Genomic DNA, 15,086 nt, shown 5'->3' on the forward strand with positions numbered 1-15,086 from the left:
GCATCCTTACGGCCGGGCGCGCCCGAGCATTCGCTATTCATGGCGGAGAGCTGACAGTACCTGTAGCACGATGTTTATTTTACGTTTGTACGATAACTGTGCATGCGCTTGCACCGCCGTGGAATATCAGGCGCGATCACGGGCGAGCGTCGGCGGTTATGGAGGAGGGGTTTGTGGTCGCATTCGGCACGGTGCATAACTGGAATCCAGGCGAAGGTTCGGTCATTTCCTGGCACGCCTCCTCAGCCGCTCGTCATAAAGCTCAGAATGCACCAATAAGCGCCATTCCGCCGAGCTACCAGCAAATCAAACATCTTCAGTTGTTCAGGGAGCACGCCGCCAAAGGGTGCGACATAACACGCCTTAACATCGGAGCCTGGGATATACCAGGGGCGTGCAACGTGCCCGCCATGACAGAAGCGATCAACGCACACCTGCGGCGGCACGATACTTACCACAGCTGGTTTGAGTATTCGCCCAGCGGAGAGGTCTTTCGGCGGACGTTCGACAATCCTGCGGACATCGAATTCCTGCCTCTCGAACGCGGTCACATGGCGCCCGACGCGCTGCGGGCGGATATATTGGCCACACCGAATCCACTGCGGTGGGATTGCTTCACTTTCGGACTCGTTCAGCACCTTCATCACTTCACGTTCTATGTAAGCGCGGACCATCGGGTCATCGATGGAATGTCGGTCTGTCTGATCTTCCTCGAAATCCATCTCACGTACGCCGCTTTGGTTGCCAACGGACGCCTGGTCGAGCTGCCGGAGGCGGGCAGCCATGACGATTACTGTGCGCGGCAGCATCAGCATGCAGCAGCGCTGACCCTTCGGTCTCCCGAAGTCCGCGATTGGCTCCAGTTTATGGAGCGCAATAGCGGGTTGCTACCGAGGTTCCCTCTGCCACTTGGGGATCCGTCGATACCGTGTGGTACCGGGGTTATCGCCGTAGCGCTGTTCGACAACGGCCAGGCGGACGGGTTCGAGGCGGCGTGCGCGGCAATGGGCGCCCGGTTCAGTGGCGGTGTCATTGCATGTGCGGCCTTCGCCGAGTACGAGCTAACTGGGGCGGAAACCTACTACGGCATCACGCCATATGACGCCCGCAGCACGCCGGCTGAATTCCTCACCCCTGGCTGGTTCACCGGTTACATCCCCGTCGCGCTTCCGGTTGCCGGGACGTCCTTCGGTGCGGCCGTCAGCGCCGCGCAGTCGTCATTGGACCTAGGTATTGACCTGGCTTATGTCCCGTTTGGCCGTGTCGTGGAGTTAACGTCTGCGGGCTCCCCAAACGGAAAACATGTGGAGGGCTCCAAGATGCTCTCCTATGCCGACGCGAGAGGCGTTCCGCTGAGTTCTCATTGGGACGAATTAAATATTGGGATGTATGGCGATGGTAGGTCGTCGAATAAAGTGTGTATCTATGTCAATAGATTCGCGCACGAGACAACGTTGACGATTTCGTTCCCGCAGAATCCGATAGCCCGTGAATCCGTCGAGCGGTACGCCCAGGCGTTGAAGGCAACAATGCTCCGTGTCGCGGGACGGGGCGCCGGGGCGGCGGCCATGCAACCCCTCGCGCCGCCAGTCGGCGCGCGGGCTGCGGGTGGTCCCGGCCCCACCGATCAGCTCCGAGGAAGCACCGTCTCTGGCGTCGGCGCGACGCATTCGACGCTCTCGGCATGTTTCGACTGACAATTGGTTCACTCCAGAACCCGGGGCCCGCAGCTGAAGCGGGGCCGAGCCAGGCACGAACCGACCTCAGCGTCTCCAGTGACACTCCTTTGCGCCGGAGGCGCATGCCGCAACGGGCCAACGGACCAAGCCGCCAACCGGTTTCGCGCCTGGTCAACACCGCATACGGGCAGTCGCGGACCCGCGTCGAAAACGTAACCTTTTAGACATCGGCGGCCCAGCCCCGGCACCACCACGAGGGGCGATCAGGCAAAATGAGCGGCATGGACACTGGCGCAACCTCACCCCGCGTCTTGGTCGTCGACGACGACTCCGATGTGCTCGCCTCGCTGGAACGCGGCCTTCGGCTGTCCGGATTCGAGGTGTCGACCGCGGTCGACGGCGCCGAAGCCTTGCGCAGCGCCACCGAGACCCGGCCGGACGCGATCGTGCTCGACATCAACATGCCCGTGCTGGACGGCGTCAGCGTCGTCACCGCGCTCCGGGCGATGGACAACGACGTGCCGGTCTGCGTGCTGTCCGCCCGCAGTTCGGTCGACGATCGGGTGGCCGGGCTGGAGGCCGGCGCCGACGATTACTTGGTCAAACCGTTCGTGTTGGCCGAGCTTGTCGCGCGGGTGAAGGCACTGCTGCGCCGCCGCGGCGCGACCGCAACCTCATCCTCGGAGACCATTACCGTCGGCCCGCTGGAAGTGGACATTCCCGGGCGGCGCGCCCGGGTCAACGGCGTCGACGTCGACCTGACCAAGCGCGAATTCGATCTACTCGCCGTGCTGGCCGAGCACAAGACCGCGGTGCTGTCCCGCGCGCAGCTGTTGGAGCTGGTGTGGGGGTACGACTTCGCCGCCGACACCAACGTCGTCGACGTGTTCATCGGTTATCTGCGGCGCAAGCTCGAGGCCAACGGCGGTCCCCGGCTGCTGCACACCGTCCGCGGAGTAGGGTTCGTCCTGCGCATGCAATAACCAGGCGAGCGGCCATGAATTTTCTGTCCCGGATCCTGACCCGTACGCCATCGCTGCGCGCCCGGGTTGTGGTCGCGACGGTCATCGGCGCGGCGATTCCCGTGCTGATCGTCGGCGTCGTCGTCTGGGTGGGTATCACCAACGACCGCAAGGAGCGGCTGGATCGCCGCCTCGACGAGGCCGCGGGCTTCGCCATCCCCTTCCTGCCGCGCGGCGTCAACGAAATCCCGCGCTCCCCCAACGACAACGACGCCATCATGACCATCCGCCGCGGCGACCTGGTCAAGTCGAACTCCAACGTGACGCTGCCCAAGCTGGACGTCGACTACGCCGACGCGTACGTCAACGGCGTGCGGTATCGCGTGCGGACCGTGGAGATTCCCTCGCCGGAACCTACGTCGCTGGCGGTGGGGGCAACGTATGACGCGACCCTCGCCGAGACCAACAACCTGCACCGGCGGGTGCTGCTCATCTGCGGCTTCGCCATCGTCGCGGCGGCGGTGTTCGCCTGGTTGCTGGCTGCCTTCGCCGTGCGCCCGTTCAAACAGCTCGCCCAGCAGACCCGATCGATCGACGCCGGCGACGAGGCGCCGCGGGTGGAGGTGCACGGCGCCACCGAGGCCGTCGAGATCGCCGAGGCCATGCGCGGCATGCTGCAGCGCATCTGGAACGAGCAGAACCGGACCAAGGAGGCGCTGGCGTCGGCGCGCGACTTCGCCGCCGTGTCTTCGCACGAGCTGCGCACCCCCCTGACCGCGATGCGCACCAACCTCGAGGTGCTGTCCACCCTGGACATGACCGACGACCAACGCAAGGAGGTGCTGAGCGACGTCATCCGCACCCAGTCGCGGATCGAAGCCACCTTGAGCGCCCTGGAGCGGTTGGCCCAGGGCGAACTGTCGACCTCCGACGATCACGTGCCCGTCGACATCACCGAGTTGCTCGACCGGGCCGCCCACGACGCGATGCGCATCTACCCCGATCTCGACGTTGCGCTGGTGCCGTCGCCGACGTGCATCATCGTCGGCTTACCGGCCGGATTGCGCCTCGCCGTGGACAACGCGATCGCCAATGCCGTCAAGCATGGCGGCGCGACCCGTGTCCAGCTCTCGGCGGTCAGCTCGCGCGCCGGGGTCGAGATCTCCATCGACGACAACGGCGGCGGCGTGCCCGAAGACGAACGCGACGTGGTGTTCGAGCGGTTCTCCCGCGGGTCGACCGCCTCGCATTCGGGCTCGGGGCTGGGGCTGGCGCTGGTGGCCCAGCAGGCCCACTTGCACGGCGGGACGGCTGCGCTGGAAAGCAGCCCGCTGGGCGGCGCCCGGCTGGTGCTGCGGCTTCCCGGCCCGAGCTAGCGCGAGTTTGTCGAGGGCACAAGGCTTTTGACCGGCTCCCCGCGCACGCCTGCGCGCCCGGCCCACGATAGGTGACCTACGGAGCCGATCGCGGCCGGGTCGGGCACACTGGAGCGATGGCCAACGGCAAGAAACCGACCGACAGCGAAACCCTGGCACACATCCGCGACCTGGTCGCCGAGGAAAAAGCCCTGCGGGCACAGCTGCTACAGCGCGACATCTCCGAATCGGAGGAGCACGATCGCCTGCGGCGGCTCGAGGTCGAGCTCGACCAGTGTTGGGACCTGCTGCGGCAGCGTCGCGCGTTGCGCGACAGCGGCGGTGACCCTCGCGAGGCTGAGGTGCGTCCGCCCGACGAGGTCGAGGGCTACCTGAACTGAGCCACGCCGCGGATGTCGACGCCGTCGTCATAGGGGGCGGCCACAACGGCCTGGTGGCCGCGGCGTATCTGGCCCGGGCGGGCCTGCGGGTGCGGTTGCTGGAGCGGCTCGGGCACGTCGGTGGAGCCGCCGTTTCGGCGCAGGCGTTCGACGGGGTCGGTGTGCGGCTGTCGCGCTACTCCTATCTGGTCAGCCTGTTGCCGCCCCGCATCGTCGACGACCTGGGCGCCGGGGTGCGGTTGGCCCGGCGGCGGTATTCCTCGTACACGCCGGATCCCGCCACTGCCGGCCGCCGCGGGCTGCTGATCGGGGCAGCCGGCGACACGTTCGCCGCGATCGGCGCCGGCCCCGACGAGCGCGGGTTCGCCGCCTTTTACGAACGCTGCCGGCTGGTGACCCAGCGGCTCTGGCCGACGCTGCTGGAACCGCTGCACACTCGCGAGCAGGCCCGCCGGCGGGTCGGCGAAGGCGGCGAAGCGGCGGCCGCGTGGCACACCTTGATCGACGAACCGATCGGGCGTGCCATCACCGCGGCCGTCGGCAACGACGTCGTCCGCGGCGTGATCGCGACCGACGCGCTGATCGGAACATTCGCGCGCCTCAACGACCCGTCGCTGATCCAGAATGTCTGCTTCCTGTACCACGTGCTGGGCGGCGGGACCGGGGACTGGGATGTCCCGGTCGGCGGGATGGGCGCGCTGACCCAGGCCCTGGCCGCCGCCGCCGTGGGTCGCGGTGCCGAAATCACTACCGGCGCGGAGGTTTACGTTGTCGAACCGGACGGTCTCGTCCGGTTCCGCGCCCGCGACGAGGAGCGGATCATCCGGGCCCGGTTCGTCCTCGCGGGAGTGACGCCGACGGTACTGGCCGGCCTGCTCGGTGAACGACCGCCGGCCCCGGCCCAAGGCGCACAGGTCAAGGTCAACATGGTGCTGCGGCGGCTGCCGCGGCTGCGGGACGACGCGGTGACGCCCGAGCAGGCGTTCGCCGGGACGTTTCACGTCAACGAGGCCTGGACCCAACTGGATTCGGCGTACGCCCGGGCGGCCGCCGGGCATGTCCCGGATCCGCTGCCCTGCGAAGCCTATTGCCACTCGCTGACCGACCCGAGCATCCTGTCGGCCGACCTGCGCGAGACGGGCGCCCACACGATGACGGTGTTCGGCCTGCACACCCCGCACTCGCTGTTCGACGGCACCTACTCCGGCGCCCTGCGCGACCGGCTGACCGAATCAGTGCTTGCATCCCTGAATTCCGTTCTGGCCGAACCCATTCAGGACCTGTTGCTGCCCGACGCACACGGACGTCCCTGCATCGAGACGACGACCACCCTCGACCTGCACCGCACGCTGCGGATGACTGCCGGCAACATCTTCCACGGCGGCCTGGCGTGGCCGTTCGCGGACGACGACGACCCGCTGCACTCGCCGGCGCGACAGTGGGGGGTGGCCACCGCGCATGAGCGGATCCTGCTGTGCGGCTCCGGCGCCCGACGCGGCGGCGCGGTGTCGGGCATCGGCGGGCACAACGCCGCCATGGCCGTGCTGGCGTCGCTGTGACTCGCCCGCGCTCGGACTAGCGCGCGTCGATTGTCTTGTAGTCGCGCTCGGTGTATCCGGTGTAGATCTGGCGCGGACGGCCGATCTTGCTGTCACCCTCGTCGTGCATCTCACGCCAGTGCGCGATCCAGCCGGGCAGCCGGCCCAACGCGAACAGCACCGTGAACATCCGGACCGGGAAGCCCAGGGCCCGGTAGATCAGCCCGGTGTAGAAGTCGACGTTCGGGTAGAGCTTGCGCTCGACGAAGTAGTCATCGGTCAGCGCCGCCTCTTCCAATTCCTTGGCGATCTCCAGCAGCGGGTCGCCGCCGAGCTTGGCCAGGATTTTGTCGGCCTGTTCCTTGACGATGCGGGCGCGGGGGTCGTAGTTCTTGTAGACCCGGTGGCCGAAGCCCATCAGCTTGACGCCCTCTTCGCGGTTCTTCACCTTGCGGACGAACTCGCTGACGTCGTCGCCGCTTTGGCGGATCTGCTCGAGCATCTCGAGCACCGCCTGGTTGGCGCCGCCGTGCAGCGGCCCCCACAGCGCGTTGATGCCGCCGGAGATCGAGGTGAACAGGTTGGCCCGGGACGACCCCACCAGCCGCACCGTCGACGTCGAACAGTTCTGCTCGTGGTCGGCATGCAGGATGAGCAGCATGTCCAGCGCCCGGACCACCTCGGGATCGGCCTGATACGGCTCGGCCGGCAGTCCGAACGTCATCCGCAGGAAGTTCTCCACCAGCGACAGGTTGTTGTCCGGGTAGAGGAACGGCTGACCGACGGATTTCTTGTAGGCGTACGCCGCGATGGTGGGCAACTTTGCGAGCAGGCGGATCGTCGAGAGCTCGACCTGGTTGTTGTCCATCGGGTCGAGCGCGTCGGGATAGTAGGCGCTCAGCGCGTTCACCACGCTGGACAGCACCGGCATGGGGTGAGCGTTGCGGGGGAAGCCGTCGAAAAAGCGCTTGAGGTCCTCGTGCAGCATGGTGTGCAACTGGATCCGCTTGGTGAACTCGGCGAGCTGGTCGGAGTCCGGCAGCTCGCCGTAGATCAGCAGGTAGCTCACCTCGATGAAGGTCGACTTCTCGGCGAGCTGCTCGATCGGGTAGCCGCGGTACCGCAGAATCCCGGCGTCACCGTCGATGTAGGTGATGGCACTCTTGCACGCGGCGGTGTTGACGAAGCCGTTGTCGAAGGTGGTGTGCCCGGTCTTGGACAACAGGGGACCGAGCGCAATGCCGTCCGCACCTTCGGTGGCGTGAACGATTTCTAGGTCGATCTCGCCCCCCGGGTACTTCAGAGTTGCGGTGTCGTCGGTGTCGGCCACGAGAACCCCTTTGCGCTCTGGCTGGTATGGCTGCCCTGACTAGGTGCTTACAGGTGAAGGTAGTCGTTGTTGCGTTCGCGTGCCTGCCCGGGGTCAACTCTGCGGCGTCGCACCGCCCCTGGGCGCGGGCTAGGGCTGAAGGCGCTCGACGTGAGCGCCGGTGACCCGGATCCGGTTATGCAACCGGTTCTCCCGCCCCTGCCAGAATTCGACCGTCTCCGGAGCGAGCAGGTAACCGCCCCAGCCCGGGGGAACCGGGATGCGGTCCTGGTCGGCAAACCGCGCGGTCACCTCCGCCAACTGGGCGAGCAGCGCCGCGCGCGACGCGACCGGCCGGGACTGCTGCGACGCCCACGCCCCCAACTGCGAGCCGCGCGGACGCTTGGACCAGTAGTCCTCGGTGACCTCGGGCGTGACTTTGCTCACCGGCCCCCGGAGGTGGACCTGTCGGCCCAGCTGAAACCAGGGAAACGTCACCGACGCGTAGGGCGTCGCGGCCAGGTCGGCGCCCTTGCCCGAGTCATAGTTGGTGAAAAATGTGATTCCGGACTCGTCCACGCTCTTGCATAACACCGTCCGGCTCGCCGGCCTGCCGCCCTCGACGGTGGCCAGCACCATCGCGTTGGGCTCGGCGATGCCGGCCCGCTCGGCTTCGTCGATCCATTTGCGCAACAAGGAAACCCAACCGTCGTCGAGCCAATCCGCGTCGAGGTCGGGACTGCCGTCCTTTTCCACCGATCCGTATTCGACGCGCATCCTTTGCAGGTGCTCGGGGTCTGGTCCTGCCATCGCGCCAACGCTACCGGGGCTTGCTAACGGCCGGTAGCGTCGGCCCGAGGGTGGGGTGCGAGAATTTTCGTATGACTGTGGTCCCCGAAGATTTTGTCCCCGGCCTGGAAGGCGTGGTCGCCTTCACGACCGAGATCGCAGAACCGGATAAAGACGGCGGCGCGCTGCGCTACCGCGGCGTCGACATCCAAGACCTGGTGAACCAGCACGTCACCTTCGGCGACGTGTGGGCCCTGTTGGTCGACGGCAAGTTCGGCCACGGATTGCCACCCGCCGAGCCGTTCCCGCTGCCCATTCACACCGGTGACGTGCGCGTCGACGTGCAGGCCGGCCTGGCGATGCTGGCCCCGATCTGGGGGTACCGGCCGCTGCTCGACACCGACGACGCCACGGCGCGCGACCAGCTGGCCCGGGCGTCGGTGATGGCGCTGTCCTACGTCGCGCAGTCCGCCCGCGGTATCTACCAGCCCGCGGTTCCGCAGCGGATCATCGATGAATGCTCAACTGTCACAGCGCGTTTCATGACGCGCTGGCAGGGCGAGCCGGACCCGCGGCACGTCGAGGCGATCGACGCCTACTGGGTGTCGGCCGCCGAACACGGCATGAACGCCTCGACGTTCACCGCGCGCGTGATCGCCTCGACCGGGGCCGACGTCGCGGCGGCGTTGTCCGGGGCGATCGGGGCCATGAGCGGGCCGCTGCACGGTGGCGCGCCGGCCCGCGTGCTGCCCATGATCGAAGAGGTCGAGCGCACCGGCGACGCCCGCGGCCTGGTCAAGAAAATCCTGGACAGCGGCGACAAGCTGATGGGATTCGGCCACCGGGTCTACCGCGCGGAGGACCCGCGGGCGCGGGTGCTGCGCGCGACGGCCGAGCGGCTCGGCGCACCTCGCCACGAGGTTGCGGTCGCGCTGGAGCAGGCCGCCCTGTCGGAGCTGCGCGAGCGCCGTCCGGACCGCGCCATCGAGACCAACGTCGAGTTCTGGGCGGCGGTAATCCTGGACTTCGCCCAGGTCCCGGCCAACATGATGCCCGCGATGTTCACCTGCGGGCGCACCGCGGGATGGTGTGCGCACATCCTCGAGCAGAAGCGGCTCGGCAAGCTGGTTCGCCCGTCGGCCATCTATGTGGGACCGGGCCCGCGCAGCCCCGAATCCGTCGAGGGTTGGGACCGCAGCCTCACCCACGCCTAGTTGTCGGCGCCCGGCGATTTAATGGGTGCCGCCGCGATGAGTTTGTGTCGCGGGCGCAGTCATAACTCGCGAGCCTGCCCGCCCGAGGCCGGCCTGGGAACCGACGACAAGGAGAACCACAATGGCGATCAACATCGAACCCGCCCTGTCCCCGCACCTGGTGGTCGACGACGCGGCCGCGGCGATCGACTTCTACGTCAAGGCCTTTGGCGCCGAGGAGATCGGGCGGGTGCCTCGTCCGGACGGAAAGCTCGTCCACGCCGCGGTGCGCATCAACGGCTTTCTGGTCATGCTCAACGACGATTTCCCCGAGGTGTGTGGCGGCAAGTCGATGACGCCCACCTCTTTGGGTGGCACGCCGGTCACCATCCACCTGACGGTCACCGACGTCGACGCCAAGTTCCAGCGGGCCCTGGATGCGGGCGCCACCGTAGTCGCTCCCCTGGACGATCAGTTCTGGGGTGACCGCTACGGCGTGGTCGCGGACCCGTTCGGCCACCACTGGTCGATGGGACAGCCGGTCCGCGAGGTCGGCTACGACGAGATTCAGGCGGCGATGGCCGGTCAGGCCGCCGGTTAGCCGAGCAGGCGGTCCAGCAGCCGGCGTCGCGGCGGCGGCCCGGCGGCGGCAGCGGCGGCGAGCATGTCGGCCACCTCGGTGAACTTGCCGCGCGGCCGGCCGTCGGCGCTGCCGCGGGCGATCTCGGCGGCGTCGATGGCTCGCCAGCCGCGGGCATCGACGGCGTCGGGCTGCCGGTTCCGCACCAGCTCGGCCAGCGCCTCCGGCTCCCCGACCGGATCGCAGAGCCGCCCGGCATTGAAGTCGGCTGCCAGGGCGTGAACGGTCTGCAGCGAGCACGATTTGTTCGTGCCGATGAATCCGCTCGGGCCGCGCTTGATCCAGCCCGCGACATAGGCGCCGGATACCGGCTCACCGGAGGCGGGGTCCACCACACGCCCGCCGTCGTTGGGAACCACAGCCGCCGATTCGTCGAACGGCAGATCGCGAATCGGCTTGCCGCGGTAGCCAATTGACGTCAACACCAGGCCCGCGTCCAGTCGGCTGAGTTCGTCGGTGCCGGTGACGGCGAACTCGACGCCGGTGGCGCGTTGCTCACCCAGAATCCGCTTCGGCGTGAGGTGGTAGGCCAGCCGGATCCGCGGACGCCCGTTTCGTTGGGCCGACGACGAGTCGCCGCCGAGCGTGGTCAGGATTTCCAGCTTGCGCTTGGTCAGGCCGTCCGTCACGGTCGCGAGGTCGGCCGCCACCCGTTCGTGGTCGGCCGCGCTGAGCACGACATGGGACGAGCCGGTGAGCCCGATCAATTCGGGCAGCGTGAATGCCGATTGGGCGGGTCCGCGCCGGGCGGCGACCACCACTTCGCGGACCGCCGAAGAGCGCAGCGCCGCCAGCGCACGGTCGGAGATGTCGGTGCGGGCCAGGTCCTCGGGGTTCGCCGTGAGCACACGGGCCACGTCCAGGGCAACGTTTCCGTTTCCGACGATCACCACCCGTTCGTGGCTGAGATCGACTGGCAGACCGGCGAAGTCGGGATGCCCGTTGATCCACGCAACCAATTCGGTGGCGGTTCCGGTGCCCGGCAGGCCCATGCCCTCGATGTCCAGGCGGCGGTCGTCGGGGGCCCCGACGGCGTACAAGACGGCGTGGTGGTGGGCGAGCAGGTCGGCGTGGCTCAGGTGCTTGCCGACCTCGACGTTGAGGTAGAACCAGAAGCGGCGGTGACCGGCGACGCGATCGAACAGCCGCGTGACGCGCTTGGTGTTCTGGTGGTCGGGCGCCACCCCGGCGCGCACCAGCCCGTAGGGCGTGGGCAGCTTCTCGAAGACGTTCACCCGCACGTCATGCTGGGTGAGCAGCTCGTCGGCGGCATACATGGCCGCCGGCCCGGATCCGACGATGGCCACGGTCAGCGGCCGGCGCCGAGCGCGCACCTGCGGGGCCGGGATCACCGGGGCCAGCTTCGACGTCGGGGGCAATTTCTCGCCCTCGGGGCGCTCCGGGTAGAAGGACGCGTTGATCTCGACGAACGGCAGCTGCTTGATGTCGAGCCGGGTGTCCGGCGCGATCGCTCCGACGGGACAGGCGCTCACGCACGCGCCGCAGTCCACACACGCCACCGGATCGATGTAGAGCATCTCCGAGGTGGCGAAGCCGGGCTCATCGGGCGTGGGGTGAATGCAGTTCACCGGGCACGCGAAAACACAGGACCCGTCGTTACAGCACGACTGGGTAATGACATGCGGCATAGGTGATTACCCGCGCGGTCCTACGCCGCCGGCGCCGCGGCCAAGTGCTGACGCTGCGGCTCGCTGCGGTAACGCGACGGCTTGCCGTCGATCTTGCAGAGCCGCCACATGAGCCGCGCCGACCGCGTCTCCATCAGCCCGGTGTCGTGGGCCAGCATCCGGACGTCACCGAACATGTCGCTCAGCCATTTACGCGATTCCGGCGAACGGAAGAACAGCTCGCGCTTCACCTCGCGCGGAATGTCGAACTCCTGCCAGAATGCCTTGGGGGGCACCACGATCGCACGGCACAGCACCTTCATCGTCAGCGGCAGGTACAGCGCCGTCCAGAATCGCTGCCGGCGCGTCAATTGCGGCACCCGCTTGCGCAGGAACTCGTGGGCGAAGGAGATGTGCCGCGCCTCCTCGGCCACGTGAATGGCCATCACTCGCTCCATGATCGGGTGCAGTGACTTACCCTCGCGCAGAACGTTTTTCTGCGTGTGGTCGATCGGCTCCTCACCGGCGAGCACGCCGATGAAGAAAGCCACCGGCAGCGGACCGGCGACCAGCGGAACCAGCGGCGAGAGCCATTTGAGCGACCGGGGCATGCCCGGGACGTCGGCGCCGACGCGGTTGACCATCTCCTGGAACATCATGGTGTGGTTGCACTCTTCGACCGATTCGTGCAAGCAGTACCGGTATTCCGGGGAGCCGTTCGGCACCCAGAACGTGTAGTTCATCAGGCCGCGGATCAGGATCGACTCAAAGTGCAGCCCGACCTTGGCGACGTTGGCCTGGCGCCACATGCCGATCTTGATCTTGCGCTCGTCGGACTGCGCTTGGTACCAGGGGTGGCGCCCCAACGGGTCCGTCGCCGGCAGTATCCACCGAGGGTCATTCTCCGTGACGGCGAATTCCGGTGAGTCCCAATCGATGTCGGTATACGGATTGAAGTTCCGCCGCACCGACCCCTCGGACAGGGTGGCAAGCGTGTTGACGTATTCGGTGTCGTCGCGCACTTCCATATTGCGGCGCCAACGCCGAACCATGCGTGTCCTGGCCATATCCAAGCCTCCCCAGCGAGGTTTACATTTGGACGTGCTGTGTCCAGACAGTACCGCAGGTACCGGATATCTTCTAGACCCCTTTCGGCGTCTGTGGCCTGACCAGTGGTCACGGTCTACCTGTGTCGTACCTCACACCGCGCGAACCACCGCGCGTCGCGCGGCCAGGCATTTTGCCCCGGCTGCAGGTATTGGCACCCGGACCGCTGCGTGGCCGGTCACGTCCGCTCGGTGGCGGCGGGCGCTGTCGAGGGGACGTCTTTGATCGCCTTGATACGGATGCGGGCGCCGCGATGTGGTACCAGCACAACGAATTTCAGCCTCTGGCGTTCACCGGCCGCGGTAGTCGTGCACAGCTCGACCCGGCGCAGGATCTCGCGCAGCACCACGCGCATCTCGACAGAGGCGAAGCCGGCGCCCAGGCAGCGGCGGTTGCCGCCGCCGAACGGGAACCAGGTCGTCGGGCTGAGAGTGGCGCCAAGCATGCGGTCCGGGTCGAACCGCTGCGGGTCCGGGTATACCGCGGCGCTGGTGTGCACCAGCCCGATTCCGGGCGCCACCATGACCCCGGCCGGCAGCCGGTAGCCGGCCACGTCGGCCGGTTCGGTGAGCACGCGCCCCACGTCGAAGACCACCGGGCGGATCCGCAGCGTCTCCTTCACCAGCGCGTCGAGATACTCGTCGCCGGCCGGATCGCCCGCGGCGCTGGCCTCGGCGGCGGCCACGGCCTTGGCCAGCACCGGCGGATGGCGGGTCAATCGCTCGAGCGCCCAGGACAACCCGTTCGCGGTGGTGTCGTGCCCGGCCACCAGGAGCGTCATCAACTGATCCCGCAGCTCGTGGTCGGACATCGGGTGCCCGCCCCCCTCGGCGCGGACCAGCATGGCCAGCACGTCGGTGCGCTCGGCCAGGTCGGGGTCCGCGCGGCGCTCGGCGATCTCGGCGTCGAGCAGGCGGTCCGCCTCCGCCATTCGCCGGCGCAGCGCCCGCCACGGCAGGTGACGCTGCAGTTGCGGCCTCGCCAGCGCCAGCGTCGCCCAGGGACCCACGGTCAGCAGCCGAGGCATGATCGCGCGCAGGGCGGCGAGCCGGGCCGGGTCCGTGGCGCCGATGACCGTCCGCAGAATCACTTCCAGGGTGATCTCCGACATCTTGGGCGCGGCCGCGACGCTCTGCGCCACCGGCCACTCGGCGATCTTGGCGGCGGCGATCTCGGCCATCAGCCCGGCTTGGCGGGCGACGGCGTCACGATGGAAGGGCGGCAGCATCAGCCGGCGCCGGTCCCGGTGGACATCCTCGTCGATCACCAGCAGCGAGCTCTCGCCCAGCAACCCGCTGAGTATCGAATTCGCTTCCCCGGCATGGAAAACGCGCGGGTCGCCTGCGAACACCGTCTTGATGTCGGCCGGGTCCGCCAAGTACACCAGCGTGCCCATCCCCGCGACGCGCAGCGTGAACACGCTCCCATAACGACGCCTGCAGGCGGCAACGAAGTGCGACCCGCGGTGCAACATCAACGCGGCCTGTAGAACCCGGGGCAGCCGGGGCCCCGGCGGGAGCGCGGAACGCGCGGCTTTGCGCATCGCCGCAATTTTACGACCGGCGGGCGCGAGGACGGGGAGTTCTTTTGCCGCCCCTTCCGGCTCACATGCGCAGCTGGGTGCTGTCCGTCTCGTCGCGGTCGCCGCTCGCGATGAAGTCCTCGATCAGCTCCACCACCTGGTTCGGCGCCTCGACCTGTGCGAAGTGGCCCACGTCGGGCAGGATCTCGAGCCGGGCGTCGGTGCGGGCCTCGTGCGCCGCATACGCGTGGTCGACGGGGATGATGCCGTCCCGCTCGCCCCAGATCGCCATGACCGGCAGGTCCTCCCGCAGCCGCAGCCTGCTCAGCGCGCTGACCGCCTGGCCGCGATAGTCCACCACCGACCGCAACGTCCGCAGGAACGACTGCCGAGTCTCGGCGTCGGACAGCGACGAGTAGGCGCTCCACATCTCGGTCCCGCGGGGCGACTGGATGCCGGCGCTCCTCAGCCACGACCTCAGGCGGTTACCGACCGACAGCACCGGCTTGGGCGCGATGATCGGCAACACCAGCTCCGCCCCGGGCGCCGACAGCAGCCGCAGCACCCAGCCGACGTCGGGGCCCAGGCCGCCGCTGCTGATCAGGATCAACCGCTTGGCGTAGTCGGGGTGCTGATAGACGAACTGCATCGCGACCCCGCCGCCGAGCGATTGACCGACCAGGGTGGCCTGGCTGACGCCCAGCTCGTCGAGCAGATCGCGCAGCCAGACCGCGAACGCACCAAGCGAATAGTCCGTGCGGGGCTTCGCCGATTCGCCGTGGCCGAGCAGGTCCGGGGCGATGACCCGGAACTTCTTGGCCAGCGGCGGAATGATCGACCGCCACGTCTCCGAGCTGCCCGCCATGCCGTGGATGAGCAGGAGCACCTCGCCGTCACCCTCGTCGCGGTAGGCGACCCGGTCGCCGTGCAACTCCAAAAACTTCAACTGGCTCATTGCCTGTG

At 67.8% G+C, this 15,086-nt stretch carries 13 protein-coding genes; 7 read left to right on the plus strand and 6 right to left on the minus strand.

Going from position 1 to position 15,086, the window contains the following annotated elements:
- Positions 1-173: 173 nt before the first annotated feature.
- From BRW65_RS01950 to BRW65_RS01970, 5 genes are all read left to right on the plus strand, one after another.
- A complete protein-coding gene (locus BRW65_RS01950) occupies positions 174-1,697 on the plus strand; it encodes a condensation domain-containing protein (RefSeq protein ID WP_167373984.1) in 1,524 nt (507 codons plus the stop codon).
- A gap of 254 nt (positions 1,698-1,951) precedes the next feature.
- Complete coding sequence (gene prrA / locus BRW65_RS01955) at positions 1,952-2,662, plus strand: two-component system response regulator PrrA (RefSeq protein ID WP_139272819.1); 711 nt, start codon at positions 1,952-1,954, stop codon at positions 2,660-2,662.
- Between the two features lie 14 nt (positions 2,663-2,676).
- Positions 2,677-4,017 (plus strand): HAMP domain-containing sensor histidine kinase, encoded by a 1,341-nt coding sequence (locus tag BRW65_RS01960; protein WP_073870625.1) that lies wholly within the window; start codon positions 2,677-2,679, stop codon positions 4,015-4,017.
- Positions 4,018-4,133: 116 nt separating this feature from the next.
- Positions 4,134-4,397, plus strand: a complete 264-nt coding sequence (locus tag BRW65_RS01965) for a DUF2630 family protein (RefSeq protein ID WP_067273496.1) — start codon at positions 4,134-4,136, stop codon at positions 4,395-4,397.
- A complete protein-coding gene (locus tag BRW65_RS01970) occupies positions 4,394-5,956 on the plus strand; it encodes a phytoene desaturase family protein (protein WP_073870628.1) in 1,563 nt (520 codons plus the stop codon). Before BRW65_RS01965 ends, BRW65_RS01970 begins: the two co-directional genes overlap by 4 nt.
- Positions 5,957-5,972: 16 nt before the next feature.
- Here BRW65_RS01970 and BRW65_RS01975 read toward each other — a convergent pair whose 3' ends face one another.
- A complete protein-coding gene (locus BRW65_RS01975) occupies positions 5,973-7,265 on the minus strand; it encodes a citrate synthase (RefSeq protein ID WP_073870630.1) in 1,293 nt (430 codons plus the stop codon).
- A 129-nt stretch (positions 7,266-7,394) separates the two neighbouring features.
- The gene (gene pdxH, locus BRW65_RS01980; RefSeq protein ID WP_073870633.1) at positions 7,395-8,054 is read right to left on the minus strand and encodes a pyridoxamine 5'-phosphate oxidase; all 660 of its coding nucleotides are present in this window, start codon (positions 8,052-8,054) and stop codon (positions 7,395-7,397) included.
- A gap of 71 nt (positions 8,055-8,125) precedes the next feature.
- On the opposite strand from pdxH, the gene BRW65_RS01985 reads away from it, so the two are divergent.
- Positions 8,126-9,247, plus strand: coding sequence for a citrate synthase 2 (locus BRW65_RS01985; RefSeq protein WP_073870636.1), 1,122 nt, complete (start codon positions 8,126-8,128; stop codon positions 9,245-9,247).
- 121 nt (positions 9,248-9,368) lie between these two features.
- Complete coding sequence (locus BRW65_RS01990; protein WP_073870639.1) at positions 9,369-9,827, plus strand: VOC family protein; 459 nt, start codon at positions 9,369-9,371, stop codon at positions 9,825-9,827.
- Here the strand turns inward: BRW65_RS01990 and BRW65_RS01995 are convergent.
- From BRW65_RS01995 to BRW65_RS02010, 4 genes are all read right to left on the minus strand, one after another.
- Positions 9,824-11,515 (minus strand): FAD-dependent oxidoreductase, encoded by a 1,692-nt coding sequence (locus BRW65_RS01995; RefSeq protein ID WP_073870642.1) that lies wholly within the window; start codon positions 11,513-11,515, stop codon positions 9,824-9,826. The genes BRW65_RS01990 and BRW65_RS01995 overlap by 4 nt on opposite strands.
- A 20-nt stretch (positions 11,516-11,535) precedes the next feature.
- On the minus strand, positions 11,536-12,561 hold the full coding sequence (locus BRW65_RS02000) for an AurF N-oxygenase family protein (RefSeq protein ID WP_073870645.1): 1,026 nt from the start codon (positions 12,559-12,561) through the stop codon (positions 11,536-11,538).
- Between the two features lie 218 nt (positions 12,562-12,779).
- Positions 12,780-14,144 carry a cytochrome P450 gene (locus tag BRW65_RS02005; RefSeq protein WP_073870647.1) on the minus strand — a complete coding sequence of 455 codons (1,365 nt, stop codon included), beginning with the start codon at positions 14,142-14,144 and terminating at the stop codon, positions 12,780-12,782.
- 61 nt (positions 14,145-14,205) lie between these two features.
- The gene (locus tag BRW65_RS02010) at positions 14,206-15,078 is read right to left on the minus strand and encodes an alpha/beta fold hydrolase (RefSeq protein WP_073870650.1); all 873 of its coding nucleotides are present in this window, start codon (positions 15,076-15,078) and stop codon (positions 14,206-14,208) included.
- Between the last annotated feature and the right edge of the window lie 8 nt (positions 15,079-15,086).

Origin of the sequence: Mycobacterium paraffinicum, from assembly GCF_001907675.1 — a bacterium.
Taxonomy (GTDB): Bacteria; Actinomycetota; Actinomycetes; order Mycobacteriales; family Mycobacteriaceae; genus Mycobacterium; species Mycobacterium paraffinicum_A.

Excerpts from the sequence above, each read along its gene's own strand:
- prrA (WP_139272819.1), top strand. The coding sequence starts at position 1,952 with ATGAGCGGCATGGACACTGGCGCAACCTCACCCCGCGTCTTGGTCGTC.
- pdxH (WP_073870633.1), bottom strand. The coding sequence starts at position 8,054 with ATGGCAGGACCAGACCCCGAGCACCTGCAAAGGATGCGCGTCGAATAC.
- BRW65_RS01995 (WP_073870642.1), bottom strand. The coding sequence starts at position 11,515 with ATGCCGCATGTCATTACCCAGTCGTGCTGTAACGACGGGTCCTGTGTT.
- BRW65_RS01965 (WP_067273496.1), top strand. The coding sequence starts at position 4,134 with ATGGCCAACGGCAAGAAACCGACCGACAGCGAAACCCTGGCACACATC.
- BRW65_RS02005 (WP_073870647.1), bottom strand. The coding sequence starts at position 14,144 with ATGCGCAAAGCCGCGCGTTCCGCGCTCCCGCCGGGGCCCCGGCTGCCC.
- BRW65_RS02010 (WP_073870650.1), bottom strand. The coding sequence starts at position 15,078 with ATGAGCCAGTTGAAGTTTTTGGAGTTGCACGGCGACCGGGTCGCCTAC.
- BRW65_RS01985 (WP_073870636.1), top strand. The coding sequence starts at position 8,126 with ATGACTGTGGTCCCCGAAGATTTTGTCCCCGGCCTGGAAGGCGTGGTC.
- BRW65_RS02000 (WP_073870645.1), bottom strand. The coding sequence starts at position 12,561 with ATGGCCAGGACACGCATGGTTCGGCGTTGGCGCCGCAATATGGAAGTG.
- BRW65_RS01990 (WP_073870639.1), top strand. The coding sequence starts at position 9,369 with ATGGCGATCAACATCGAACCCGCCCTGTCCCCGCACCTGGTGGTCGAC.
- BRW65_RS01960 (WP_073870625.1), top strand. The coding sequence starts at position 2,677 with ATGAATTTTCTGTCCCGGATCCTGACCCGTACGCCATCGCTGCGCGCC.